A 26,147-nucleotide genomic window follows, 5' to 3' on the forward strand; every position below is an offset into this window, starting at 1 on the left:
ATCTAGTTCGGGAACTTCAGGTTAATGCCAGAAACTCAGGAGTTGATTCACGCACCATCCTTAACACTATGAATTTCGATCCTTCAGCATCCAGTTGCTAATCCGGTTAACCTCTGATAGTCGCTGCAGGCACTTTCTGTCTTGATTTCTCTCCCCCAAACTCCGACCTGCCAGGTCGACATGATATTCTGCACTGTGAATATGAGCTTATAGAAAATGTCTACAAATCTCATGAACCAGGCTTCTAGCAGCATCGTAGTGGCAACTTTCTGATTTTCGCTTTTATTTCCCGCTATATTGGCTCATTTTAGGACTTCAACTGATAACCCAGTGACAAAGATCCTGTAGGCTTGTAGGGTAAACGAGATCCCGTAGCCAGGAATTAGCGTCTGCCCCAATAATGGAGTGACTAATGAAGGTTCTGGGTATTATTCGGTATGAGCATACAGTTACTGAATTTCCCCATTACAGTTAGATGGTGGAGCAGTGGAATTTCGGAAGAGAAGTGGCTATAATGGGAATTCACTTCTTCACAGGAGAATTAGTTACTTGGCATATCGATCTCTTGAAGACGTCAACTATAGATCTAACGTTAATGCAGTCTTGAAGTTGATTCTATCACTAAAAGACCCAGCCCATCGCTCATGAAGTAAATCCTAAGGCGGACGTAGGCAACATATGATCTATCTTCAATTATTTCATATCTCAAATTCTTCTTCAAAGGCGAAACCCTCTTCGATTATCTTCTTGCAGTGCCTAACTACCTCACGATCATATATTCTGCCCGATCCGGATTCAATTTCATCAAGAGCAGCTCGAACTCCAAGAGCTGCTCTGTAGGGTCTATGCGAAGACATGGCTTCAACTACATCTGCGACACCAATAATCCTTGCATGTATGGAGATTTCCTCTCCTTTAAGACCTCTTGGGTAGCCCGAGCCATCCAACCTTTCGTGGTGTTGATAAACAGCTTCAGCGATTGGCAAATCGATTTTCAACTCGGAAATCATCTCATATCCTTGCTTAGCGTGTTCTCTTATCAAGGCCATTTCAGTTTCATCTAACTTTCCCGGTTTGGAAAGTATCTCAGTTGGAACAACTACTTTACCAAGATCGTGGACCAGGGAAGCATATTTAACAGTGTCTATATCTGACTTCTTAAGCTCCATGGATTCAGCTATCTTAACGGCTAATGAAGTCACCCTTCTCTGATGACCGTAAGTAAACGGATCTCTTCTCTCGACAAGACTGCTAATCAGATTTAGTGCATTCACGAATGCCTCTTGAAGCTTCTGCTGAGTCTTGACCAACTCGGAGGTGGTCCTTATAGATTCAGTGGAATCCTGCGTCATAACAATTATTCCTGGTTCCTTTTCAACATCAATTTGACAAGCAACCATTTCAAGCCACTTGGTTGACCCATTAACTTCGACTCTGAAGAGATTAGACAAAGGCTCTCTGTTATTTTCGGCTCTCTTGCAGAAGACAGTGAATCTCTCCCTTTCTTCGCCTTTCAATACGTTTTCGAAACTCTTTCCAAGAAGGATCCTGTCCATTCTAGGATTTCTGTAGGTCTCTTTGCCCCCGGTAAGTATTGCTATACCGATTGGACTGCTGTCTGTAAGAACCCAGTGTTCACGCCTCAATCGCTCAGACTGATATCTTAGTTTCAGAAGATTTTTGATTCTTATTAGAAGTTCGTTTCTTTCCACAGGAGCGATTATCACATCATCCACAATCTTCCACAGCTCCTTTGTCGCCATTTTAACGTCGTTGCGAGAAGTTACCAGTAGGATGGGAAGGAAGATTTTGGATTCACGCAATAATTCTAGTTCACGCCGGCTGCTGTTAAGGGTAACGCCATCTACTATTATTAGGTCAACGGAAGTCACGTCGGAAAATGATTTCGCAACTACGACTTTGTAAGTGTTATCCAGTGATTCGCTCAAAAGCCTACTGTTTTCACGATTTGTCATCCATAGAGAAATTTTCTCCATCTCGCGTATTCCTTTCAGAATAGTATCTGATCAGTCTCAACACTTCTGGAACTTTCAGAGGCTTCGTCATAACATGACTGAAGGAGTCACCTATTTCTTGTTTTGTGTAAGACTCAGGCAAGACAATTAGAAGCCCCCCTTTTCGGCTGTTTTCGTACTCTTTTAATTCATCAAGGATCTCTCTCTCAAAACCCGAAATATCTGCAATCGTAAGACAGAATTCCTCACTACTCATTGCTTCACGAAGATCTTCCACGCTTGAAGCGTAGACAATTCTGAGCCCAAAGCGCAAAACAGCTTTTTCGAAAGCTATTCGATTGCCGCGGTACTTGCATGCGTACAAAAGAGAATTACTCCTTTCCATCAGGCACTTCACCGTTCACGTATGGCATGCCGCTCAAAATACCTCTCGTGTTTGTCAATCTTTCTCCAATCTCTATCCCATTTTTTGTAATTACCAGTTCTCTTACACTCTTCTCAAAATCGCTTGTCCTCTTCTTCAAAACACCTATTGCTCTGTGGATTTCTCCCGCAGCTTCATAGTACCTGAGGAAAATTATATTGTCGCACAGGAAGCTCACCCCTCTTCCGGGGTCTATGTCACTAACTAAGCTGGAAGTTGCGTAGAGAAGTATGACTGTTACCCCTCTCGACTTCATATACTTACACAAGGCGTATAGAGCTTCAGATTGTTCTCTCCCCTTAAGAACCAGTCGATAGCTTGAGAGACTGTCAATTACTATAACCTTTGTATCTTCCTTCTCAACAGAAGACCTTACAAGCTGGGAGAATTCATCAGGACTATATGCAAGAGCCATAATTGGCTCGATTTGAAGCAAATCGCTTTCTTTTAGACCAACCGCGGGGATACCTAGCGATTTTGCACGAAAAATCATTTGATCTGCTGACTCCTCAAAAGTATATATCAGCGCCTTCTCCTTCCTCATTGCGGTTTCTCTAGCAAACAGCATTCCTAATGTACTCTTTCCAACCCCTGGAGGTCCGCTGATGATATTTATGGTCCCTCGTCTGATGCCTCCGTAAAGCATTTTGTCAAGACCTTCAATTCCGAATGGGATGATCTCGTTTACGATTCCAGTTGATACCGTGTCAGGTATGAGGCGTGGAAACACTCTGATCCCTTGAGCTGTGATCTTCATAGAATGTAATCCACTTCTGAATCCTGATTGTCGGAATTTGGTTATTTCAATTAATCTCTCACCATCTTCCGTTTTCAGATTGATGATACCATCACAGAGAAACTGAAGATCATCATCAGGTTCTTCTCTGGAGAATTCCGAGGTGCTCACAACAGTACATCCTCGTTGAAGCAGGAACCTTATAAAAGAGATAACTTGTTTTCTAAACTGATACTTGTTTGGAGAGAAATATCGAAACTGCGTGATCGAATCTATGAAAACCCTTTCAGGCTTAACGGTCTCTATAAAATCGATAATCTGTTTCGTAACTGGTTCTCTTTCAACGTCAGAGGAAAGAAAAATATCGTAGCTCTCGACTTCACTGAAGAAGTGTTCAGAGGGACTCAAGTCAAGAAACTCTACATTTCTAAGTTCAAATCCCAGTTTGGAAGAGGAGGCCAAAAGGTTCTCCTTTGACTCCTCGAAGGTAATGAATGCAGACTTCCCTGCAGAATCCGCGCTCAGGAAGTGAAATCCAAGAATGGTCTTCCCTGTTCCAGGGCCACCCCGTACCAAGTTCGAGGAATTCTTCACCAGCCCGCCATCGGTTATCTCATCAAGGCCACTTATACCTGTGCTTATCTTGCCGCTGGTCATGAAAACCACCTCCATATGAGAAGTATACTACTACTTGTGGTCTGCATAAAAACCAAACCGCAAACGGGTTTGATGTCACAGCACGGCTAGAGCTTCTCATGATAAGAAAATCAGCTGTGAGAGGCTTAAGACCTATATAGGCAGCGAATACAATGTTCTCCTAAGCGATGTGTATTTATATGCCAAGCACTCCAGTTCATTGTGATTTCTGATGCAGGAAGAGCGGGAGCAGTAACTTAACCCTTCTGCATGCTTTTAGGGAGTCTTAGTCAATGTATTGCTATCAGAGCCTCACCAAAAATCATTCAAAGAACTATTGTTGTTTGAGTGGTTTCCCTGCTAATCAGCATAAGGCAGCCTATCTTCAGGTGTCAGAAGTGATTCGAACCTTTTGTGGGGTTCTGCCTGGTACCAGAAAGCAACAGACGAATAATCGTCAAAACGGTTGTTGTTGTGACCCTTTTCTATGGTTACTTTCAACGACTTACTGAAATAGATCGGATCCTCTATATGGAATCTGTACATACTCATGTATCCTTTCCAGTTGTTGTTTCCCGGAAGTATCAGCCCAAAGTACTCCGAGGCATAACTTTGAGAAGGACACCAGGCCATACTGAAGTAATCCTCGGTGCCTGTACCGTGGAGGGAAGGCGGCCATGAATCGCCATCGATGAAAATCATGTCGTCGCCTTCTCCGTACCAATCCCACTGATCTGTCTCGCGCATGTTATGGACATAGAAGAAGCAACCAACATAATGACCTTTGCCTTGAGCATCAAGAATGACGTAGTTGTCCCTGCCGGTCTTGTTCTGGCCTTGAAACTCGAAAATGTTGTTCGCTACGAACGGCTCCAGAGCAAAGTCCTTAAGATTATTGGGAGCAAGTGACTTCACTAGATTACCTTCATCTCTCGAAACGCCCCGCTCTCTTCGCCATTGCGCATGGAAGTAAGCTATGTTCTCCGGTAATTCTGGCCAGAGCTCGTAATCAATATAGTAATAGGCAACAAGATCTTGGGAAGAATTCTCGTTAGCGATTTCTATTCGTGCCTTTTTTCTAAATGGCATAGGAAAGAAGCAGTTAAAGCCTCGACCATCTTCAGGTGACATTTGTATGGGCAGCGAAGAGAAGTTGACTGTTTTCCCATGTCCGGCACCAAAGAAATCCCCTATTGGACTCTCAACACTTGGTGCACTTTCGTCATCCCAGAAGATCCGCAGTATACCCTTGCGCAAAAAGTGCTTCTCGGTAGATCTGAACGTCATCCATATATGGCTAACAACTCCCGGACCTTCAATTTCACCCAGAACTAATGTCTCTCCTGCTGCTATTGCTTTCCAGTCTTTATTACCACCGCTTTCATCGTAAGATGATATTCTTCCTCTTCTAGCATTTTTTAGTGTCATCAGATTTCTAAGAGTTCCACTGGAAAAGTCCATTCTAAACCTCCTATTTGACTAATCTGGCTTTCATTAGATAAACATTGTATGGCGTCCATAATGACATAGTGAAATAAATGTACTCTCCCTCATTCTCAACGAACAGAGGATTCAAAAAAGCCCCGTACAAGCCTGAATACTCCCTTGAAGAAACAAGCTGATGCGGTTTACTCCATGGGCCCCATGGATTGGGAGATTCTCTTATCTCTAGATCGTGACTGTGTTCGTTCAAATAAGTTATTATCCACTTTCCGAGGAAGTGATTGTACATTGCAGAACATTCGCCAACAGGAGCCTCAATAATTATCTCTGCGTCTTCTTCTTTGCTCGACCACTGAGGAATTCCGGAATTATCTAGGCCTGAAAAGTATCTGTATGCACCAATTTTCTCTATTTCTTCGCCATCCACTTTCATTAATTTGACTCCACCGAACCTTCCGCTGGGGATTCCGAAGAAGAAGAGGGTATCGCTGTTCACGTCGCAACCATCAGGAATCTTTGGCCACTGGGAAGCCTTCGCAATACCTACCTGGGCAAAGTTACTCTCCGAACCCCATTTTACAGAGTCAAGTACATCCCAGGTTCTTCCGCCGTTCTTTGAAACCGCCAAGCCAGAATAGCTCGTGTTCCATCTCCCCGGTTCTCCCCAGTAGTTGACCATCATGTAGTGCAAGTAAAGTCTCGAGTTGACAGCTACTCCGTTGGTTGGAATAGCCGTAATATTTCCAGGGGTTGAATGAATCAGTTCTTTCGCAGCTCCGGAAGACTCTCCGGGTCCTCCCCAGTAGAAGGCTTCTCGAAGCTCCTGAGCTGAAAAGTTCACTGAGTTTTCGGCAATATCGGCAAAGATAACTTCATAGTCAGAAGTGCCCCACTCTTTTGCGCCAATGCCGTACCTTGCTGAGTTTAGAAAGCCCTCTTTGTCATCAAAAGTGCCCGCTTCAATCCAGTTCTCTCCGTCCTGGCTGTAACTGAAGACATATGTATTAGAGAATAACCTGTTTTCAATTCTCAGATATGGATAAAGAGATGCGACTTCAGCGATTTTAACGAATTCACCTCCGATGATTCCGCTAGCCTCCATTGTCCTGTTGCCAAGATGGCCCCACATAATCCAGTTCTGCACTCCGCTGAAGAAAAGTAATCCACACAAATTCGTTGCTCCAACAGGAGCAGAGTTGCTTTCGATTCTTGTCTCTATTGACCATTCTCCAGGTAGCTGAGATTTTAGAAGTTTCGGCGCGAGATCAACACTTGACCACAAATCAGCTCCTTTTACCACATTGAGCCAGACTGTGTTATCAGAAAAAGCGTATGTAGAAGCTCCATCACCTGTTATGAACCCTTCAAAAATGATGCCGTGACTCGGATCCTGGTCGGTGGTGAATGCCATAACATTCTTGCGCCAGTTTGTTTTGTCGATTCCAAAAGTGTCACCAAAAACAAAGTATGTGATTTCACCATCGTTGAAACTGTGACCAAGATCGGTTCCGAAGACGTCATACTTGAGAGTGTTGTTGATTGCGTTGGGGCCTGTAAGCTTTGCTACCATTTCCAGTTCTGAAACATCTTTAAGAGATGTGGCAAGGAGAAACGAAGAAATCAATACCACGCTTAATGGGGGTAAAGCTACCCTTATCATGAAATCAACCTCCTTGTTTTTCGGAAGAGAGATCATAAACTGAATCACGAATTATCAGTTCACCTTCGACGACCACTATTTGAGAGTTTGATTCGTTGTTCTTCATCTCTCTCTTCAGAAGTGCCACGGCATTCATCGCCAAAGACTCGATCGGCTGCCGGAATGCAGTAATGGGCGGAGACGTCACTTCAAGCCATTCAATATCGTCAAAGGAAACAAGCGAAAGTTCTTGTGGAATCTTTATCCGAAGAGTCTTCAGTGCCTGAAGAAAAGCCTTTGTTATGACAAGGTTTCCTGTTATGAGTGCCGTTGGTCTGTGAGAAAGGATTTCAGCAGCTTGGGACTTAACATCATTCTCTATGAATAATCCAAATCTTTCAAGACTGAACTCTTCACTGAGACCGAAATCCTTAATCGCCTCTCTGTAGCCAGCTAATCTTTCTTCTCCCATCGACGTATTGGGAACACTCTCTACAAAAGCTATTCTTCTGTGGCCTTTACGGTACAAGTATCTAACTATCTTGTAGACCGCGCTTCTGTTGTCCACATTCACCCGACTAAGATCAAGCCCTTCAACGTTTCGATCAAAGAAGACTATAGGGATATCCATCGCTTTTACCCTCTTGTAGATCGAAATATTACCAGTTCTATCCACTGGAGCCGCAAGGATACCGGTAACATTCTTGGAAACCATTATCTCAAGATACTGACGTTCCTTCTCAAGAGACTCCCTTGTCGTAGAAAGCAGTATCTCATATCCAGAATCGTAAAGAAGCTCTTCTATCTTGGTCACAAAATGGGCAAAGAATGGGTTGAATGTGTCCGGAACCAGCACGCCTATTAGATTTGTCTTCTGATGCTTGAGACTCCTGGCAGAATAGTTGGCTATATAACCAAGTTCATCTGCCTTCTGCAATATTCTCTTCTCCAGAGCAGGACCAACTTCACCCTTCCCATTAAGAGCTCTGGAAACAGAAGCAACCGAGACCCCGAGTTCTTCGGCAATTGATTTTATGGTAACCCTTTGCGCCAACGATTCCTCCTCCAATCAGAGTTTCATTCCGGTCATTTTTATGCTCTGCATTAACTGTTTCTGCAGTATCACAAATACAATCAAAGTTGGAATGAGAGCTACCGTGCAGGCAGCTAGCTGAATAGCCCATGGATTATTATACTCTCCACCATACTGGGCTATTCCCAGCTGTACTGTCCGCATTTCCGGCGAATTAATTATCACCAGCGGCCACATAAATGAATTCCAGTTCGCCAGGAAAAAGAAGACGGCGAGTGCTGAGAGTACGGGCTTTGAAAGAGGCAGCACGATCTTGAAAAAAACCCTCACCAATCCGCTTCCGTCAATTATTGCCGCTTCTTCCAATTCTCTAGGAAATCCGAGATAGAACTGCCTCAAAAAGAAAATCCCAAAAGCGTGGGGAATAGCCGGTATTATAAGCCCTCTATAAGAGTCAATCCAGCCAAAGTTTCTTACAATTAGAAACAGCGGGATCAGGATTGCAGAAAACGGAATCATTAGAGTGCTGATAACGAGAATGAACAGTACATTTCTGCCAGGATACCTGAGTCTTGCCAGCGAATAAGCGGCCATAGAGTGAAGAAGAAGAGCGACAATAGTAACAACAGAGGCAACAAAGAAGGTGTTCAACATATATCTGGCGAAAGGCACTTGCGAGAATACTTTAGAGTAATTTGACCATACTGGGTTTTCGGGGATTAGCTTCGGCGGGAATGCGAAGATCTCGCTGGGTGACTTCAGAGAACTCACGAACATCCAATAGATTGGAAAGAGAAAGAACATCGCTAGAGCCACTAGCAAAACATACCTCAGTATTCCCTTCACTATTCTGGTCTTCATACTTACCCCCCTCACGATCCGGTGGAGACGTTACCGCCTCTTAGTGCTCTCAGCATGAAATAAGATACTACAAGAAGAATCGCAAATAGTGTGAAAGCTTGAGCCGATGAGTAACCGAACTGGTACATTTGAAAAGCATTGTAATAGATGTAAAACGCTGCGGTTGATGTACTATAAAAAGGTCCTCCTCCTGTTAGTATGTATATCTGGTCAAAAACCTGGAAGCTCTGCAGAAAGGTCATTACAAGAACAAATGCGGTAGTGGGTTTCAGGAGTGGAAAAGTGATGTATAGAAACTTCTGTAAACCGGACGCACCATCTATTTCAGCAGCTTCATAGTATTCATTCGAAATCTCGTTGAGACCTGCGAGAAAGATCACCATATAGTATCCAACACTCATGTATAGACTAACCACAGCAATGCTGTAAAGAGCTTGAGACATAGAGCCAAGGAGTGGTTGCCTAGTTATTCCAAAGAATGACAGAAAGTAATTGACGAAACCGTACGGTTGAAACATGTATTTCCAGACGAAGGAAACCGCAACCATAGACATGGCGGTAGGCGCAAAGAAAATAGCCCTGAAAAGCCCTATTCCAGGTCCTGGCTTTTGAACAAGCATTGCCAGGAGAAGTGCAAATACGAAGTTCAACGGAACAAAGAAGACCGAGTACTTAAGAGTCACAAAGATACTGTTTCGCCACTGTGGGTCTTGAAACATTGTCCTGTAATTGTCTAGACCGACAAAGAGCATATCACTTAAGCCATTCCAGGAAAAGAAACTTATTACAAGAGCCACAATTGCGGGGACCATTGCAAAAATTATCAGTCCAGTTATGTCTGGAGCTATAAAAGCGTATCCAACCAGTTTTTCCCGGGTTTTTCTATTCACGGCAATCCTCCCGAAAAACCAGCCCGGGACTGAATCCCGGGCTAAGAAAATTCACTTACTTTCCGGGAACTCCACCTGTGTATCTACTAAGATAAGCATTGATAGCTGCAGAAGCCCCTTTTGCAGCAGCCTTGGGATCCATACCTGCGAACATGACGGCTTGTATAGCATCAGACACAGCCTTAACCATTTCCGGAGTGAATGTGGGCTCCGACTTAGACGTCTTTAGAATCTCAAGGAATACATCATTTGGCGGAGTATTGTAGAACTCATTTCCTGCTTCGAGAACGGAGTATCTGGGTGAGAACTTACTATTGGTCACTGTGCACCAATCAAGCGGGAAGTCTATCTGCTCTGCTACGAGCCATCTGGCAAACTCGGCAGCTATGTCTGTGTTCTTTCCTTTGGCATTCAGCATCATCTTCCAACCACCATAAACGCTGATACTTTCTCCTCCCTTTTCATAAGGGGGGATTGGAAATACTCCAAAATCGAATTCAGGAAACTGAGTCTGTAACTGCTTGACGCCCCAGAATCCACAAACAATCATATCTGCAAGACCGTTTCCGAACATACCAATATCATTCGCTCCTGCTGGAAGCGATGAAGGGGCTAAACCTTCTTTGACAAACGATCCCCAAAGATCAAGAGCAGCTATCGCTCCCTCTGATTCGAAAGTAGATTTCTCCCAGTTTTCGTCTACGACGTCTCCACCCGCGGTCCACAGGAACGGATACCATGTGAAGTTCTGGTAGTAGCCAGGCGCAACTTCAACGATTATTCCGTATCGGTCGGCAGTTTTCAATTTCGCTGCCGCTTCCTTCAACTCCGCCCAGTCTTGAGGCTGACCGATTCCCTTTTCTTCGAAAGCAGCCTTGTTGTAGAATAATGCTACTGGCTCCATTTCAAGCGGAAGAGCGTATATTTCTCCTCCAACAGTTACAGCTTCAATCGTCTCGGGTAAGAAGTCTGCAATGATATCTTCGGTCAAGTATTTACTGAGCGGCAGAGCAATTCCAGTATTGACGTATCTCAGGAAATCACCGGGACTTATGAAGAAAACATCAGGCCCTTCGCCAGTCGCAAAGGCAGTTGTAAGCTTAGTCCCGGTATAGTCTCCCCAGGGGAAAGTCTCAAATACCACTTTCTTGTCCGGATTTTCTTCATTCCAAAGATCAACGAATCTTTGAATTGTAGCATCTGCGTATGTGTCGGTGAACTTCCAGAACGTGATCTCGGCAGACAACGCTGTAACAACAAGAAACGCAGAAACAAGAAACAGTAACAAGAGCTTTTTCACTTTGACCCTTCCTTTTCGGTTCGGAAATATTCTTAGTAAACGTTTGGGAATTTAATGCCAATAAATAGTCGCTAATGCTTTCTAGATAGTACGTAAACGTTTACGCAATTATCATAACAGAAAGCCACTGATTCTACGAACTCTGATTACAGCCGATTATTCACAAACTAGACGAAATACGACCAACCTGGGCACCCATTTGACCTACTGCTTCCTTAAACGACACCAATCGACTGAGAGAAAGAAGTTAGGCAAAGTCGGCTGAAGAAAACTCAAAATCTCACATTCCGGGAACTGAAGAGCGGACTCGATCTTCGTCCCATATACCATTACACAGACACGAGGGTGAAGGGACACATAATGATCTGTTTCCTTCCACTTGTAATGGAGACTGCCTTATGCAGAAAGCTGAAAGAGATTGGAAGTACTTTCTCTTATGCAGAAATACTCGAAGACTTGACAGAGATAAGGGCAGTTGAGCTAACGGTAGAAAAAAACGCTTTCTTGCAAGGACTGAAACGATGGGCAATGCTTACGACGCTTTCAAAGCACTCAAGGTAAGACCGCCGGATCTGCTCAAAGAGATTGCATAATAGACCACTGTGGTGGTACGTCTGTTTTTCTTTTCATTTTTCCCCATGTTTAGCTGTTTTCAGATTCGTTGCTGTCAAAGTTGAGTATGAGCTCGAGAGTCTCTCTTGTAGTTGCGACTCTGATTAATACTCTAACTCGCTCCTCAAAGAAGTCTTTGTCGCCTGTGACAAACACATCTGGTCTAGCCTTAATGGCGGAAGCAAGAATCGGAGCATCATGATCATCTCTGATTATCTCAATACATCGCTCCACTTCACTTTTGTCTGGAAGGGGCAATATTTCTGCATCAAGTGATTGGAGAACATTTTCGTAATCTTGGATCATACTTGGGAACTTCCTTCTCAATACTCTCTCGACCTCTGAAACACTGAACTTCGCAAGCAGAAGCACATGATCAGAATGGATGAGGGTACGCAACAAGAGTCTTTCCATTCCGTCGAAAACAATGCCCGAGAGGAATGTGTTCGAATCAATCATCACTCTCATCGTAGATCTCTTTGAAGAGCTTCTTTCTGACCTTTTCCAGCTCGTTTTCTAGTTCTTCCTTTGTATAGCCTCTCGCCTCTGCCTCTTTCTGAAATTCCTTGACTATCATGTCGAAAGGTGACACCAGCTGATAGATTATCTTATCTCCTTCTACAGAGACCTTAAACCTGCTGTCGGGAGTGATCTTAAGTTTATCTCTCGCTTCCTTTGGTATTGTAATCTGTCCTCTCTCCGTTGGTCTGAGTAATCTGGTCGACATACCATCACCTCCAGCAAGTAATATGATATCATGAATTCATATTTCTTATGAATGATGTTTCTTCATCAACTATACTGCTGAAGCGATCAGTTATAAGATCTACGAAGTTTTTTTAAAAGCAATTTTGTTCAATAGGAACGGCTTCTCGTTCATGCGCAAAGAGGCCTTTTTCAAGACGAGGCGAGAAAGAGCATTGTAGAGACGTTCGCTGCGCTCACGAGAAGGCGAGAAATAGAAAAGCCAGTCTGCTGGCGCAGGCCAGTCAGGCTCCGCCTGGCCAGTCTTTGCTTCGCAAAGGCCAGTTCCGACTTCGTCGGGCAAAAAGAAGATCTGCTTGGCCAGAAAACGTTGCACGCTGAAGCTGATGAAACCACGTTATCCGTGAACAGTCCTCCGTCCCCCGCCGAGACCGCAAAACAAGATCCCGAAACAAGTTCGGGATGACAATGTTAGGCGATCACGAAAACATCACATCACGTCATTCTGAACTTGATTCAGAATCTCGATGATTTAAGAATCGCTGCACGCTAAAATCAAGAGGCCGCTAAACGCTGCTGAAAATAACGTTGTCCGTCAACGGTCCACCGTCCTTCGAAAGAACAGTTGCGAGTTGCTTGTTCCAAGTTGCAAGTTGAAGTCCAAAGGAAAAGGTTTCAATTGCCGTCGTTCCGACAAAGCTCCTGGTCGGAATCTCGATGCTATTGCTTCACGGCTCTCCTAGGCGAATGGAGAACCGTTTTGTTTTGATCTTCCGAGACCCGTTTCGTTTGGCTTTTTTACTCACAACTCACAACTTGCAACTTGGAACTGATCTTTCACTCTTTCCGCCAAAAGACGAAGTACCCTTTCTGATTTCGCAAAACTCTTTTTAATCCTTAATAAGTCTTTTTGCTGGACAGTCCCGCCTCAGCTTCTTTCGTAAGACTTCTCTGAAGTATAATCGGACGTGTACTTCTAAGAAGCAGAAGGTTACCACTCAATCTTCCACCGATCTTCTGTTCAAAAGCCGGCACAAGGGAGGAACCCACCGTGCTTTGCAGGAAACATATTGCGCTTCTAATTATTACTCTCTCGTTTCTTTCACTTTTGCTCTCCAGTGAAAATGAGTTCACAACCGATTGCAACGAAGCAAGGGAAATCGCTAAGCAAGCTTACATCTTTGCTTATCCGATGCTTGAGGATTTCAAGACGATGACCATCCAGGCGATCGGACCGGGGCTTTTCAACAAGTTCTATAACAGCAGGAAACTTCGCGGCCCCGATTACAAAGAAGTCGTCCGACCAAATAACGACAACATCTATTCTGCGCTCTGGCTTGATCTGAGATCGGAGCCTGTTGTGGTGAGCGTACCGGCAGTCGAGGACCGTTATTACTCCTTCCAGATGATCGACATGTATACCCATAACTTCGCTTATGTTGGCACAAGAGCCACCGGAACTGGCGCGCGAACCTTCGTGATATCCGGCCCTTTTTGGCAGGGTAGCACGCCTGCCGGGGTAGACGACGTCTTTCGCAGCGAGGGTAGTTTTGTCCTCTGTCTAGTTCGGATCGCGGTTGACATGGAAGTCGAAGGCGACCTTGATAAGGTTCTCGAAATCCAGAAGGGACATGAGATTCAACCCCTCAGTTCATATCTTGGAGAAGAGGCTCCGCCAGCCGCAGATCCCACTATCTTCCCGACCTATGACAGGACAAAAGCCGAGTCCGCGGAGTTTATCTCGTATTTCAATTTTCTTCTGGGCCAGCTCGAAGTACATCCGAGCGAGAAGGAGCTGATAGAACAGTTCGGAAAGATAGGCATCGGTCCAAACCTCCCATTTGATTTCAATTCAATGCCGCCGGGCATAAGAGAGGCTGTGGAGGAAGGAATCAAGGAAGCTCTAGAGACAATCAGGAACCCGAGAGAAATGGTTGGAATTTCGAAGAATGGCTGGAATCTGACAAAGCGGATCTTTGGGAGTCGCGAAGAAATGCAGGGAAAGTACGAAGTCCGAGCCGCCGCGGCTTATCTCGGCTTGTACGGGAACAGTCTTGAAGAGGCATATTGCCCGAACGGACTAGTGGATGGAGACGGGGATGTGTACGATGGATCGAAATTCAAATACATTCTCTCGTTCGATAGTGATGAGCTTCCTCCTGTTGAGCCAAAGGGATTCTGGTCTATCACTATGTATGATGAGAGTCAGTTCCTTGTAGCCAATGAGATAAATCGCTATTCGATAGGCGATCGAACCAACATGAAATATGGAGAAGACGGCTCGCTTGTGATCTACATTCAGCACGAATCGCCAGGCGCCGATAAAGAATCAAATTGGCTACCCGCACCAGATGGAATCTTTTCGATCAGCATGAGAATCTACCTTCCATCAGAGGTAGCGCTGAATCCTTTATACTGCCCGCCTCCGGTAATGAAGTCTGGAATGGCAAACTAACCTGCAATCTTTGAAACGGATTCAGTGTAATCCTGTAAGCTGAATTCGGATTAAGAAGGTCCAAGAAATCCGGTACCCAAAAGTGCAATTCAGGGGCGTCGCTTATCAGCGTGATTATTCACAACTTTTATGCAGTGAAGACAAATGGCATTTGAAAAGCGGATAGTTGCCGTGAAAGCAGAAAAGACTTCCGTTTATCTCTTATACATATGCCTGTATCGGTTAATTATTTCACTGTAAGTAATGAAGCTTAATCAAAGAATTGGCCTTAGGAATTCAATGACTCTACTTCTGTCCAAATAGCTATGAAACAACTGATTCGAATAGTCTCTTAAACAACCATAACAGCTGGCTCTACCGTTGTCTTCTTCTCCGCATTTGCAGTTTTCAACTATTCTAAGTGTCTCCCAAAGGACTTCCATCAGCTTGTTTTCGCTAATTATTCTGTTGACGTGTCCTGCTCCTCCAGGAACATCATCAAAAATTACCAAAGCTGGCGAAGAATTAGATTTGTACCTTAATACGCCGTTTATGTCATTCCTGTCAATTTCAAGAGAGCTGCTAATGCCTTCAATAATCCCAAAAAGAAGAGAATACAAGAGAGAGGTGTCCCGTATTATTCCAGAATTCGGAAATGTGATCTCAAGAATATCAGTCGGGAACTCATATCCCAAAGATAGTCTTTCTTCAAAGCTGCCTCCGCAGGACTTTCCGAAAGGATCCTTATGAGTTTTTTGTGAACTACTTGAACCAACAAGAGCATATCCACAGTTGCGACATATAGAAAAGCCATTCCAGCCGGCACTGTTAATGACTGCTAAACGTCCCTCAAAAGATCTTAGAATAAGAGTCACGTTCTTTAGTCTTTCCGTCTGTTCTTGTTTGTTAACGTTGTTGTAGTTCTGATTTCTTGAAGAGAAAAAGTACCTGGTGGAAAAGGTCTTAGATGGTTTTCTTGGGGTGGCCTTTCTTGGAGAGTCTGCAATCATGCCGAACTCTGGAGTAACGTAGGTGCCAGTCTTTGAGAATCTATTACCACAGATTGGACAGAGTTTTGGAAGCTCTTCCTCAGAACGCTCTTTCAGGCAACTGGAGAAAAAACCGCAGTCTCTGCAAACTACATAACTATACTGCGGGAATTCTTTACCCGGGATTTTCTTTATATATCTGCTAGTCCAGAGATAACCATCAGCTATTACCTGACTGCCTGGAGCATATTCAGAAAGAGCGATTTTCATGTCTCTGGAAAGATCAATAGTTCTCCCTTGCGGATGGTGGTATGTCTGTAATTCAATTACATCAACGGGGAATCCATACTTTGGAATGACATTATTCTGAGACAAATATCCAATTACCTGTCTTTCTTTGAGTGTTCTAATTGTCTTGTTAAGTCTTTCCGCTTGCCAAAAAACTCTTCTTTCACTAGCATTTTTTATGGTATCTTCTAGAGCATGGATGTCTCCTGTCAGCTTTTCTGTAGCCAACGACAGGACACCATTTTCATCTCCGAGTAGGTCTTCTACCCAACTCCAGTTTTGCACTCCAAGGACTTCTTGCAAGTCTTTGGGAACGATCTTTATCAATGCTTCTTGAACTACCTTTGGTTCTCCTTCAAGATACTCTCTTAAAGCTTCTTTTCCCGGTTTGTTGTTGAAGAAGAATTCTTCACATGAACCAAAATACTCTGATCTTTCTTTCCAAAATGCGGCTATTGCTACTGAATACATATGTCTTCTGATTATCTTCAGATTTCTTATCTCAAACCTTGGCGGCTTGATTATTCCTGCTACCATGCGTATTGGATCTCTGTAATAAAACAAATCGTGTGGTCTACGCCTTGCATAAGTAAGAGAAAAAGCCGTTGAGTCACTCCTTCGTCCCGCTCTACCGGCTCTCTGTATATAATTCGAAGGTGTTGGTGGAATATTTCTCATAAATATCGTTTCTAGCTGACCTACATCAATGCCCAACTCGAAAGTAGTAGAACAGCTTAGAACGTTTATCTCACCCTTATAGAACTTCTCCTGCTTTTCTGCAGCGCTTTGGGATGTTAATTGGGCAGTGTGCTCAGAGACTTTCATTGCAAGTTGCTCCAAATTTGTGTAAAGTCGCCGGTAGTGGTTTTCCGCAAGATCAATATCGGGTACTATCTTCTTGAGTTTCCCATCGCATTTATAGTGAGGGCACAGATTCAATACTGATGATGTTGTAAGCCGTCCACATTTATCACATCTATACCAATTGCTTGATTCAGTACCAAAACCAGGAACTAATTTCCAGAACTGATATCTGGCTCTGAATACTATCCCTGAGGGAGGTTCACTGCTTCCCATGAATAATTCTTCCCACGGAGAAGGGCCTTCTCTGAAAACCTGTTTCTTCCACATCATTTCTAGGAATTCATTTGCTTGTTGCTCAGCATTTTCTACTTTTAGCTTCGAGAACAACCTAGTAATATAGTCTAATCTTCTGTTGGATAAGTATTCTTTCGAAGGCAGCCAACTTCTAACATATGGTCCTTTCCCCTTCAATTTGAAGGAATACTCGTGATTTCTAGGTTCAAAGAAATCTTCAGCCGGGCTTATCCCTTCTGGATAGACCACCGCTCCATAAATACGAAAGGAATCTAGAAGAATTCTATACACATCTGCAATTTCAGTTTGAGAAAGTCCAATTTCGTTAAGTCTTTTTGGAACTCTCCAGTCTTCTGGCAAGGTGAAAGTGTATCCCAATATTCCCAAATCATGTAGGCTATTTCTTCCACCAAGTCCAAGGAACTCGAAGAAGACCCAACGCCAACACTCGTTCTTGATCTCTTCTTTGCTTTCTCCTTGATGGAAGAGTTTTATCTCTTGCACGTACTTGGCTAAATGTCTAGCGAGGTCAGATAATGTCCATTCATTTTCAATTATTGTGTGCCCATTTGTCTTAAGGACTTCAGTGATAATTCGTTTTCTAAGGATTTGCGAATAAGAGTCATCTAAATACGTCGAGAAAAAAGCTGCGTCTTGCCTGCTATCGGAAAACGTGAGAAGTCGTCTCGTAGTATGCATGGGTTTTTGTTTAGGACCGTAACTTACAAACTCTTCACCGTCTTTTTCGATGGGTTCGCTTTTTATTTCTTGGCAGTGTCTGTATAAAGAAGTAGCTAATACACTAGTAGCAGATTCATCTCCAACAATCAAACGTCTCACCACTGAATATTTGGTGTTAGTTCTGCCACATCTTAGGCATTTGTGGACTTCACCATCAGTTGTTTTTGCCTTTCTCACTTTTATTTTGTATTGCGAACCACAATCACATTTATCAGTCAGCAAATCACTTTTCTGAATTGATCCGCATTTGACACAAAGCCTGTACTCATTGTCAGAAGCCTCTTCGGCCCCTTCAATTTCATCTTCATCGGAAAGCAGCTCATTTTGATCTTCAGTGATAAGCATGTAGTATTCAAGTGATGCATTGTCATCAGTTGAAGTAATTTCAGATTGAACAAGTTTGTCATCAACTGTGTGTCCAACCAGGTAGAGCTGACCACAATTCTGGCATATTGCTGCTTCAAACACTGGGTACTGTTTTGAGTTGTAGCTTACGTAATTGTGCTTTTCTAGAAAAAGCCTCTTCTCTGGGTAGAATGAGATAAAAGCACCTTCTAGTGTCTTGATGAACAGATGGTATCTAGCATGAAGAAGGGAGAGATTCTCTCTTGAACGTCTTATTCTATTTGCAAGAGCAACTAATGAAACAAGCTTTTTTTCTTGACTTAGAGAATCTTCGAATACTTCTGAAGCTGCTTCGTGTAGCTCTCTAGGACTTTTCTTAAGTATTCGCCGCAATCTAATGACTCTTTTGTCTCCAGCAAAAACATTAAAAAGGAGGTTTGTGTAACCAGGATTATTCGTATTGGCTTCTAATAGAACAGCATCAGGAACTCCGTTGTCTTTGAGAATTTGCATTAATCGCTTAATACTCTGCTCCTCATTCTTATCAAGTTCATTAAGGAGGGCTTCGTAAACTGAATCGTCTGGAATTCCCCACCCTTCATTACTTGGTTCAAGTTTCTTTCTTGAGCCGAGAATCACGTCTTGTTGAGAAGAATCATTCTCATGCCAAGAGAAATTCTCCCCGAAGAGATCAGATGCAAATTTTGCAATATCCTTAAGAGTCTCTGTATCTCTTTTTCCTCCAATTGTCGCGCTTGTTGCAATGCATTTGAGTGATCTTCTACTGAAGGTAGAGATTCTCGCTTTTAGCCTTCTAATAAGCATTGAGGTTTCTATTCCTTTTGCGCCTGTATAGGTATGTGCTTCATCTAAAATGAGAAACTTCCAGTATCTTGCATAATCCCCATCGAAGAAAACATTATCGTAAGGTCTAAGAAGGAGATACTCCAGCATCGCATAGTTCGTTATCAAGATATTTGGTGGGGATTTTCTCATTGCTTCCCTAGATATAAGTTCATTTGAAAGAGAAGGGCTCTTGTGAATCTTTCTGAACTCCTCCTCAGCAAGGTCATTTTCTGACTTTGTCTCGCCCGTATATATGCCAAAGGTTATGTCACTCTGTTTTGATAAAAGTGTTCTGAGCCTCTTGATTTGGTCGTTGGCAAGCGCGTTCATAGGGTAAAGAAGCAGAGCTCTTACTCCGGGGCAAAGTTTGCCAGACTCCTTCTCCCTGAACAGAAAATCAAGAACTGGGATCAAAAAAGCTTCTGTTTTTCCACTACCTGTTCCAGTTGCTACAACAATATTCCTATCTTTTTCTACAACTTTTCTTATGCTTTTTTCCTGATGCAGATATAGATCACGATCAATATCTAACTCGTTCTTGCCAAATCTAAGGAATTCCTGTGAGAGCATTTCTTCATGCACTAGCTCCCTTATCGTCCCGCCTGTTTCAAATGGAGGTGTTGCTTCAAGAATTGGCCCTTTATAAAGCTTTTCTTTCTTGCCTAGCAAAGAGCTTAGTTGCTCTTCAAGAATCTTGTCCGAAAAGTCAAAAGTAGTTCTCAGATATCCTAAGTAGTTTTCAACGATTTCTTCAGTTGCTTTAATAGGGTCAAACATTTCTTTCATCCCCGAATATGACACTCGCATTATCAACTAGAATATGATGGACTCTGTGCTCTTCGTCAATGTCATCCCAGAAAAGCCTTCCGCAAATTGGACAATACATTGCACCGTCACCCCCTGGTTGATCCACAAGCATAGTAATTGTCATTTCGCTGAAATCTATACAGAAGTAGCAATTTCCAAAGTCAATCTGCTTGTTTCCAAGGTACTTAAAAATACTTGCTGAGAAAAGAACTTCGCTTTCCTTTTTTACTGGCCTATCTCTAATTGATTCAATATAGAATTGCTCATTTTCGTTGACGGAATAACTCACTTCTTCGAGTCGATAATTCCCACCAACGAAACTCTTTATCTTCAGGCCTCTCGCTTTCATAGCTTCTACCAATCTCTTGTTTCCGCTCAGCTCTAGATCAAATACAAGATCGGGATCAAAGCTTTCTTTTTGATCATCAATAGAGAAGTAATCATCCTCAATGCTGAAAGCCACGAAAGATGGATAAAGATCTAATAGGCCAGAATCAATACTAAAACAAGCGGTATTCTCTTGAGCATCAAGAGATTTCTTCTTGATCAAAGTCGCCTCGTCTCCATTTCTTATCCAAAGTGAAATCGCCCGATTCTTTGGAAAACCCTTTTCGGACCATTCAATCCTTAACTTATCCTCTTTAGAGGAATTACTGATATTGTAGTTGAGGTTCTCTATTTTCCACTTGTGTCTGATCTCTAATAAAGGAATATCTAACTGTTCATTATTTCTTACATTTATTGTTGATAAGATAACTGTGTGGACATCTACAGAAGTATCGTTTGTTAAAGAATCGTAGAAATCGAGTAGGTCAAAATATAGTATTTGATTGCTTGTAGTGAGGGAAAATCTTTGTTCAGTTCCCTTAAGTAATATCTCTACTCGATTGTTCAGAGTTTCTGGAATCTGAACAAGGATTTTCTTCAGATTTTCATACCATACTTCTTCAATTCTGTGATGCCAGGTGTTTTCACCTTCAAACTGCCATCTTACAGCAGGAACATCAACTCGAATACGGAATTTTTCCCCATTCATCGAACACAAAGTTGCATCAAAATGTGATATTAAAGGTGGAAACTCAAGGGTTTTGGTCCCTGAAAGCGTTGAAAATGACTCTTCCTCAAAGTGAAGAAAATACCCTGATTCTATTCTGAATTCTACTGAACAATTTTGCGTCTCCTTTTTTGGAAGAAAGAAATCCTCTGAGAAGTGCGGTTCAATACTTGGGATGTACCAGAATGACTTATGCCAGATATCCCCGTGAGAATGAGTTACAGTAAGAGTTACTCTTCCGTATTCTCGAATTAGCTTTTCCAAGGATATTATTGATCTTCCACCTTCATCGCAGCGACTATAGACAGCTTGTGTTAGTATTTCTTCTTTATCCAGAGATCTCCTATAATTTTCGGTCGCAGCTTCAATAGTCAGCTGTCGCAATTCTTCGGGGTTATTTGTGAACAACTGTACTTGTGGAGGGGTGGGCCCAAGAAATGGTCGTTCTCCATCTACTGAAATATTATGATTCACAGAACCTATCAGCCTGGCGGGTTGAAAGTCTTCGCCCGTGATAACATTGAAAAGTTGTGATCCCCTTTTTAGCTCGACACGATAACCATTCGTGCAATGAAACTCAAATGCTTCGAGGTTATCGTAGTTACTGTAGGTACGGACTACTGAATTGAAGCCTTTGTGTTCTAGTGAAGAATCGCTTGGTATTAGTAGAAAATAAGTTTCGCCTTTCACAATCTTGTCGACAAGCTGCCCTTCAGAATCTAGGATGATGTAAGGTCTTGAATCCGAAAACAGATCAGCGTGCCAACTAGTGTACGTAACTCCATCGATAATTAAATCAATTGTGATACTAGTATTCAGTTCAGATATTTCAACCGTAGTATCAACAGTATATATTCGGCCACCTTTTCTTCGCAAATCTATGTTAGTCTCATTTTTCCAGCTATCAGATGTGATTAACAGGCTAGCGCTTCTTTGACCGTTGTCAACGAAATACGATTCTGGCATTGTGACTGAGAGCATTCCTGTATCCCGGTTCCAGTTTGTCAAAGGAGTTTGAATCCAAGTTCTGTTTCTATGAGTCGAGCTCTGGTTTTCCTTTACTGAAGTCAGATAGTATCTCTTTGGGCTGATTAGTTTGCGAGATTTCGCGGGTTGTCTGACTGAATGATTATCTTGCCCTTCAAGATACATGTTTTTCTCTTCCCACCAGAGCTTCAGAGCTTCAACAATCCTTCTTGAGAGTATTGAGGTATTAATCTTTAGATCAAAAGTTCCATTCTCAAGACCCTTCAATAACTTTAGACACTCATACACGAAATTATCTGCACTCTCACCCCCAAGCAAAAGGAAATATTTCGTTGACTGATTCAAGTATCTTAAGGGAGGAATACTATAACTATCGGCTTTATAGGAGCGAAGTGTGGTCTCTAGATCCTCCCTTTTCCTTCGTATAGAACTGATTTCATTTTGCAGGGACGAGTAGTTCAAAGTATTGGTCGTCATGATTGACAGGGCTGACAAAACATCATCTTTCTCAAGCCCAAGTTTGACCAACTGCTCCAATAGTTCAAATTGGTTTACAAGGATTTTCCAGCCCATATCAGCATTGCCCTTTCCGAACTCAGTAAGATTTTGAATCAAAGCTCTTCTATGCAGCAAGATTTTTGTGTGGCTTATTCCCAAAAGTTGCTGGCATTCCAGAATTCTAAGTTGGTTCTTACTGGCTCTTCCATTTGCCATAAGATAACGCTTTCGAAGTTTATCTATCTCGCGCATAATCTCAAGAATTGCTTTCATATTGATTTCATGAGATTCTACGAGTCGCTTCATGGGATTACTCCTCTCTTGGTTCTTTCTGAAAGGCTCCCTATGAATTTGCGTTCTTGTATTTGCCAAGCATATTGTCTTTCTAATTACGTTAGAGGAACCACTGCTGCACAGCATAAGTCTGGGATCTCTTGAGAACAAGAGAACATCATTTTGAAGTAATACACGAAAGTTAGCTAAGGCGTTGCACAACTTCTCGTTTATTGCTTCGATTTGCTTCATTAACGTGCTCTTGTTTTCTAAAAGCTCTCCATAGTCAAGCAGCCATTTCGCAAAAGGCTTTCCCTTTCTTATGATTTGCAGGATGTCATTCTTGTGATTACGAAGCTCTTGGGCGTACAAAAAGCTATCTTGTAAGAGATCATTGTTTTCTGCGATAATGAGTAGATACTTCTCCTGTCTCTTCAGCTCTCTTAACTCTAATTCGATTTCTTCTCTCTTAGAAGTGCAGAAGTAATCACTTCTCATATGCTTCAACAAATCATCAACAAGTGTTGGAGATTCAAGATTTCTCTTGGTATGCTTGTAAAGTTTCAGCAAGAAGGTCTCAAAAAAATCATCTAGGAATTCGTTCGGGACCTTGCCGTGAGCAAGAATTGGAGTAACGAACTTTCTGGTTGACTCCCTCATTTCGAATTTTTCGAAACTGAAAGTATCAAGTGTTTTCAGAAACGAAGAGCCTAGTACTTTTTCCATAGTCGCAGGTAGCTCAAGTGCTTCAAGAGGTTTTTTCCAGAAGCGGTTTTCACTGTAGTTCACAATTCCGTGCCAAACCAAGTACAGTGCGAATGTCAGTGGATACTTGTCGAACGAACTAATAATAGCTGTTTCGTATTTAGAATTACCGTCCACAGATGACCGCAATTCATGAAAACGAAGCTCCTCTTTCAGGAGTTGCTCAATCTCCTTGATGTCTTCTTCTTCGTATTCAAGATTGCTAATTATTGAGATTGTATTGTGGTTTAGCTGGTCTCTTAATCTCTTCTCTACTTCCGAAAGATTTCTGATCATTGAAGGCCTCACTTTAGTGAGTAAATACGCGTTACTGACCAAGCACACGATTCTTGTGAATTGACTACAAAAAATATATTACAAGTACTGTTACACATAGTCTACCATAGTTAACACTGAGATCAAAGAATCATCTACCAAACACGGATTTTTTATAGGCTCTGAAATTCAAAACGGGGCTTTTCAAGCACCTGCTGGTCTCATGTGGAGCTGTACCTGTTAGCAAAGCATCCCCCAGTTCGTAGAGAATACTCGAATTGACTTGACTAGAAAATCGAGTCTGGCATTTTGCAAAGAAACTGATCAGAAACCTAGAATAGAAGAGAGACATGAAGATTATCGATCGTCAGTATACTCTAAAGTGTAATAATCAGGTGATTCGTGTCTCCCCGTCAGCCTACTATGAGGCTCTTACTTTCCAGTTCCCCTGGAGGCCGAATACGTTTCTGGAAAGCTCAGATCCTGAACACGACCACTTCAGTGACGAAGTGGGTAGGTCTAATCAGATTAGTCTGATTTGCGTTCTTTTCGGTCTCTTATTCTTCAAACAACTCACAACTTGTATCTTGGAACTTGCAGCTGTCCGCACTTTTCACGCCATAGATCGAGATGCTTGTCAGAAACACGCCGCCAGTTACTCGAAGCAACGATAGATTGTCATCCCGTAGTGCTCCTGTACGGGATCTCGCATTAGAAACCGCTTTACGCTTAAAACCAAGGACCCGCTAAACGCTGCTGAAGACAACGTTGTCTGTCAAAGGTCCCCCGTCCTCCGAATTAGCCCGCAAATTCGCTCAAGGACTCTTACTATGCCCTCAGTCTTCTACGATGAACAGATGACTTCGGCAATGATTGATCGTCTTGTTCACCACAGTCATTTGCTGTTGTTTGAAGGTCTGAGTTTTAGAATTAGGAATTCGCGAATGAAAACTCATTAACAGAATCTCCCGGGTGGAAAGTTGTTTGGAATTCTTGCAAAAACAGGGAATTCACTCTTGCAAAAAAATTCTTTGATCGCTAATCTGGTAGAAATAGCAGATTGGAGCACCCTAACATTAAGGGTAAGCGATTGATTCTGGGTTCTGGATTTTGCTTGGCCAATAATGTACTGCCTACTTTCCAAAAAACAGTTGTTTAGGATTCCTAGAAAAACCAAGAATTCGCTCATGCAAAAGACTGCGGATTTTCCTTCTTGAGGTGTATTGACTTGATTGGATTTAGATACCTTCAAGGATATATGGGAACCGACGACCTCTTCGGCTACATGATTGCAGTGACATTTAAATACCTTAAAGGATATATGGGAACATAGCAACGCATGATTTACCATTATAACTGCCACATTCAGATACCTTCAAGGATATATGGGGACGCACAACACTCTAAAAATACTTCTCGATGTCATGGAATTTAGATACCTTCAAGGATATATGGGGACCTTGAGGATCTGATTCTTCAGAGTCTTGTTCTGCTTCATTTAGATACCTTCAAGGATATATGGGGACTTTGATTCTGCATATGCAAGAGAAGCGATTACCGTATTTAGATACCTTCAAGGATATATGGGTACTCGGTCAAGGTCACGCCAGCCCTTCTAATGTCTATCGCAATTTAGATACCTTCAAGGATATATGGGGACTTCATCTACGCACCAATCATCTACGATCCATCATTATTTAGATACCTTCAAGGATATATGGGGACATATTCATGATTGAGAACTATATTTCTGGAATTTTCATTTAGATACCTTCAAGGATATATGGGGACTCCTCAACCTGAGATTGAAGCTGTTCTTTCTTCATCTCAATTTAGATACCTTCAAGGATATATGGGGACGCTTGAAAAGTTCTACAACGAGTACCTAGACTCTAATTTAGATACCTTCAAGGATATATGGGGACCGCCATTCTTTTGTTGATTGAAGTAGATACAAAAGCATTTAGATACCTTCAGGGATATATGGGGACGGGGGAAGAAAAATCAGTATCTTTTCATCGATCTTAAATTTAGATACCTTCAAGGATATATGGGGACTAAGAAGAAGATTACAAATACCTTCAAAAACAACATTTAGATACCTTCAAGGATATATGGGGACCCGAACCCGGTTTAGATCCGGTCGCAAAACTCAAAGATTTAGATACCTTCAAGGATATATGGGGACGCTGTTGATGTCTTCGGCAATCCTCTCCAATTCTCCCGATATTTAGATACCTTCAAGGATATATGGGGACTAACGAAAGTTAGTACCATGATTAAACTGCCTTCAAATTTAGATACCTTCAAGGATATATGGGGACCAAGGACTCAGACGATCCCCGAAGCGATTCTGTACAATTTAGATACCTTCAAGGATATATGGGGACCGCGATTATGGGAGGATTTCAGGGTCACGAGATCATATTTAGATACCTTCAAGGATATATGGGGACGGATGGAGGCTTTGGGAACAGCAGCAGTGATACCTCCATTTAGATACCTTCAAGGA

16 protein-coding genes and 1 CRISPR repeat array are annotated in these 26,147 nt (G+C 42.5%); of the genes, 3 read left to right on the forward strand and 13 right to left on the reverse strand.

What is annotated here, in order from left to right:
- Positions 1 to 698: 698 nt before the first annotated feature.
- The 9 genes from Y696_RS07890 to Y696_RS07930 all read right to left on the reverse strand — a co-directional run bounded on the left by Y696_RS07890 (position 699) and on the right by Y696_RS07930 (position 10,938).
- Entirely contained in the window at positions 699 to 1,997 is a 1,299-nt protein-coding gene (locus Y696_RS07890; RefSeq protein ID WP_121510183.1) for an HD domain-containing phosphohydrolase, read from the reverse strand.
- Positions 1,963 to 2,361 carry a hypothetical protein gene (locus Y696_RS07895; protein ID WP_099772432.1) on the reverse strand — a complete coding sequence of 133 codons (399 nt, stop codon included), beginning with the start codon at positions 2,359 to 2,361 and terminating at the stop codon, positions 1,963 to 1,965. The genes Y696_RS07890 and Y696_RS07895 overlap by 35 nt, the downstream gene beginning before the upstream one ends.
- Positions 2,348 to 3,793 carry an ATPase domain-containing protein gene (locus Y696_RS07900; RefSeq protein ID WP_121510184.1) on the reverse strand — a complete coding sequence of 482 codons (1,446 nt, stop codon included), beginning with the start codon at positions 3,791 to 3,793 and terminating at the stop codon, positions 2,348 to 2,350. Before Y696_RS07900 ends, Y696_RS07895 begins: the two co-directional genes overlap by 14 nt.
- Positions 3,794 to 4,132: 339 nt before the next feature.
- Positions 4,133 to 5,233, reverse strand: coding sequence for a glycoside hydrolase family 172 protein (locus tag Y696_RS07905; RefSeq protein WP_099772434.1), 1,101 nt, complete (start codon positions 5,231 to 5,233; stop codon positions 4,133 to 4,135).
- A gap of 10 nt (positions 5,234 to 5,243) precedes the next feature.
- A complete protein-coding gene (locus Y696_RS07910) occupies positions 5,244 to 6,875 on the reverse strand; it encodes a DUF4185 domain-containing protein (RefSeq protein WP_259459892.1) in 1,632 nt (543 codons plus the stop codon).
- A gap of 4 nt (positions 6,876 to 6,879) precedes the next feature.
- The gene (locus Y696_RS07915; RefSeq protein ID WP_121510186.1) at positions 6,880 to 7,908 is read right to left on the reverse strand and encodes a LacI family DNA-binding transcriptional regulator; all 1,029 of its coding nucleotides are present in this window, start codon (positions 7,906 to 7,908) and stop codon (positions 6,880 to 6,882) included.
- Positions 7,909 to 7,923: 15 nt separating this feature from the next.
- Positions 7,924 to 8,748 (reverse strand): carbohydrate ABC transporter permease, encoded by an 825-nt coding sequence (locus Y696_RS07920; protein ID WP_099772437.1) that lies wholly within the window; start codon positions 8,746 to 8,748, stop codon positions 7,924 to 7,926.
- Between the two features lie 11 nt (positions 8,749 to 8,759).
- A complete protein-coding gene (locus Y696_RS07925) occupies positions 8,760 to 9,638 on the reverse strand; it encodes a carbohydrate ABC transporter permease (protein WP_121510187.1) in 879 nt (292 codons plus the stop codon).
- A gap of 55 nt (positions 9,639 to 9,693) precedes the next feature.
- Complete coding sequence (locus Y696_RS07930; protein WP_121510188.1) at positions 9,694 to 10,938, reverse strand: ABC transporter substrate-binding protein; 1,245 nt, start codon at positions 10,936 to 10,938, stop codon at positions 9,694 to 9,696.
- Between the two features lie 360 nt (positions 10,939 to 11,298).
- On the opposite strand from Y696_RS07930, the gene Y696_RS07935 reads away from it, so the two are divergent.
- Positions 11,299 to 11,499, forward strand: coding sequence for a hypothetical protein (locus Y696_RS07935; protein WP_259459893.1), 201 nt, complete (start codon positions 11,299 to 11,301; stop codon positions 11,497 to 11,499).
- A gap of 81 nt (positions 11,500 to 11,580) precedes the next feature.
- On the opposite strand, the gene Y696_RS07940 is transcribed toward Y696_RS07935, so the two are convergent.
- The gene (locus tag Y696_RS07940) at positions 11,581 to 12,018 is read right to left on the reverse strand and encodes a putative toxin-antitoxin system toxin component, PIN family (RefSeq protein WP_121510189.1); all 438 of its coding nucleotides are present in this window, start codon (positions 12,016 to 12,018) and stop codon (positions 11,581 to 11,583) included.
- A complete protein-coding gene (locus tag Y696_RS07945; protein WP_006489367.1) occupies positions 12,002 to 12,277 on the reverse strand; it encodes an AbrB/MazE/SpoVT family DNA-binding domain-containing protein in 276 nt (91 codons plus the stop codon). Before Y696_RS07945 ends, Y696_RS07940 begins: the two co-directional genes overlap by 17 nt.
- A gap of 1,029 nt (positions 12,278 to 13,306) precedes the next feature.
- Between Y696_RS07945 and Y696_RS07955 the strand changes: the two genes are divergently transcribed.
- The gene (locus Y696_RS07955; RefSeq protein ID WP_121510191.1) at positions 13,307 to 14,710 is read left to right on the forward strand and encodes a DUF1254 domain-containing protein; all 1,404 of its coding nucleotides are present in this window, start codon (positions 13,307 to 13,309) and stop codon (positions 14,708 to 14,710) included.
- A gap of 254 nt (positions 14,711 to 14,964) precedes the next feature.
- Here Y696_RS07955 and Y696_RS07960 read toward each other — a convergent pair whose 3' ends face one another.
- Together Y696_RS07960 and Y696_RS07965 are read right to left on the reverse strand one after the other, a co-directional pair.
- Positions 14,965 to 19,773, reverse strand: coding sequence for a DEAD/DEAH box helicase (locus tag Y696_RS07960; RefSeq protein ID WP_183084196.1), 4,809 nt, complete (start codon positions 19,771 to 19,773; stop codon positions 14,965 to 14,967).
- Complete coding sequence (locus Y696_RS07965; RefSeq protein WP_121510193.1) at positions 19,766 to 23,656, reverse strand: hypothetical protein; 3,891 nt, start codon at positions 23,654 to 23,656, stop codon at positions 19,766 to 19,768. Before Y696_RS07965 ends, Y696_RS07960 begins: the two co-directional genes overlap by 8 nt.
- Before the next feature lie 809 nt (positions 23,657 to 24,465).
- Here Y696_RS07965 and Y696_RS14180 point away from each other — a divergent pair.
- Positions 24,466 to 24,594, forward strand: a complete 129-nt coding sequence (locus tag Y696_RS14180) for an ATP-binding protein (protein WP_310793750.1) — start codon at positions 24,466 to 24,468, stop codon at positions 24,592 to 24,594.
- 277 nt (positions 24,595 to 24,871) lie between these two features.
- Positions 24,872 to 26,091: direct repeats of the CRISPR family, unit length 30 nt; unit sequence ATTTAGATACCTTCAAGGATATATGGGGAC.
- The last annotated feature ends 56 nt before the right edge of the window (positions 26,092 to 26,147 follow it).

Source organism: Mesotoga sp. H07pep.5.4 (assembly GCF_003664935.1).
GTDB lineage: Bacteria > Thermotogota > Thermotogae > Petrotogales > Kosmotogaceae > Mesotoga > Mesotoga prima.

Excerpts from the sequence above, each read along its gene's own strand:
- Y696_RS07940 (WP_121510189.1), bottom strand. The coding sequence starts at position 12,018 with ATGAGAGTGATGATTGATTCGAACACATTCCTCTCGGGCATTGTTTTC.
- Y696_RS07920 (WP_099772437.1), bottom strand. The coding sequence starts at position 8,748 with ATGAAGACCAGAATAGTGAAGGGAATACTGAGGTATGTTTTGCTAGTG.
- Y696_RS14180 (WP_310793750.1), top strand. The coding sequence starts at position 24,466 with ATGCCCTCAGTCTTCTACGATGAACAGATGACTTCGGCAATGATTGAT.
- Y696_RS07935 (WP_259459893.1), top strand. The coding sequence starts at position 11,299 with ATGATCTGTTTCCTTCCACTTGTAATGGAGACTGCCTTATGCAGAAAG.
- Y696_RS07910 (WP_259459892.1), bottom strand. The coding sequence starts at position 6,875 with ATGATAAGGGTAGCTTTACCCCCATTAAGCGTGGTATTGATTTCTTCG.
- Y696_RS07965 (WP_121510193.1), bottom strand. The coding sequence starts at position 23,656 with ATGATCAGAAATCTTTCGGAAGTAGAGAAGAGATTAAGAGACCAGCTA.
- Y696_RS07905 (WP_099772434.1), bottom strand. The coding sequence starts at position 5,233 with ATGGACTTTTCCAGTGGAACTCTTAGAAATCTGATGACACTAAAAAAT.
- Y696_RS07900 (WP_121510184.1), bottom strand. The coding sequence starts at position 3,793 with ATGACCAGCGGCAAGATAAGCACAGGTATAAGTGGCCTTGATGAGATA.
- Y696_RS07890 (WP_121510183.1), bottom strand. The coding sequence starts at position 1,997 with ATGGAGAAAATTTCTCTATGGATGACAAATCGTGAAAACAGTAGGCTT.
- Y696_RS07895 (WP_099772432.1), bottom strand. The coding sequence starts at position 2,361 with ATGGAAAGGAGTAATTCTCTTTTGTACGCATGCAAGTACCGCGGCAAT.
- Y696_RS07945 (WP_006489367.1), bottom strand. The coding sequence starts at position 12,277 with ATGTCGACCAGATTACTCAGACCAACGGAGAGAGGACAGATTACAATA.
- Y696_RS07960 (WP_183084196.1), bottom strand. The coding sequence starts at position 19,773 with ATGTTTGACCCTATTAAAGCAACTGAAGAAATCGTTGAAAACTACTTA.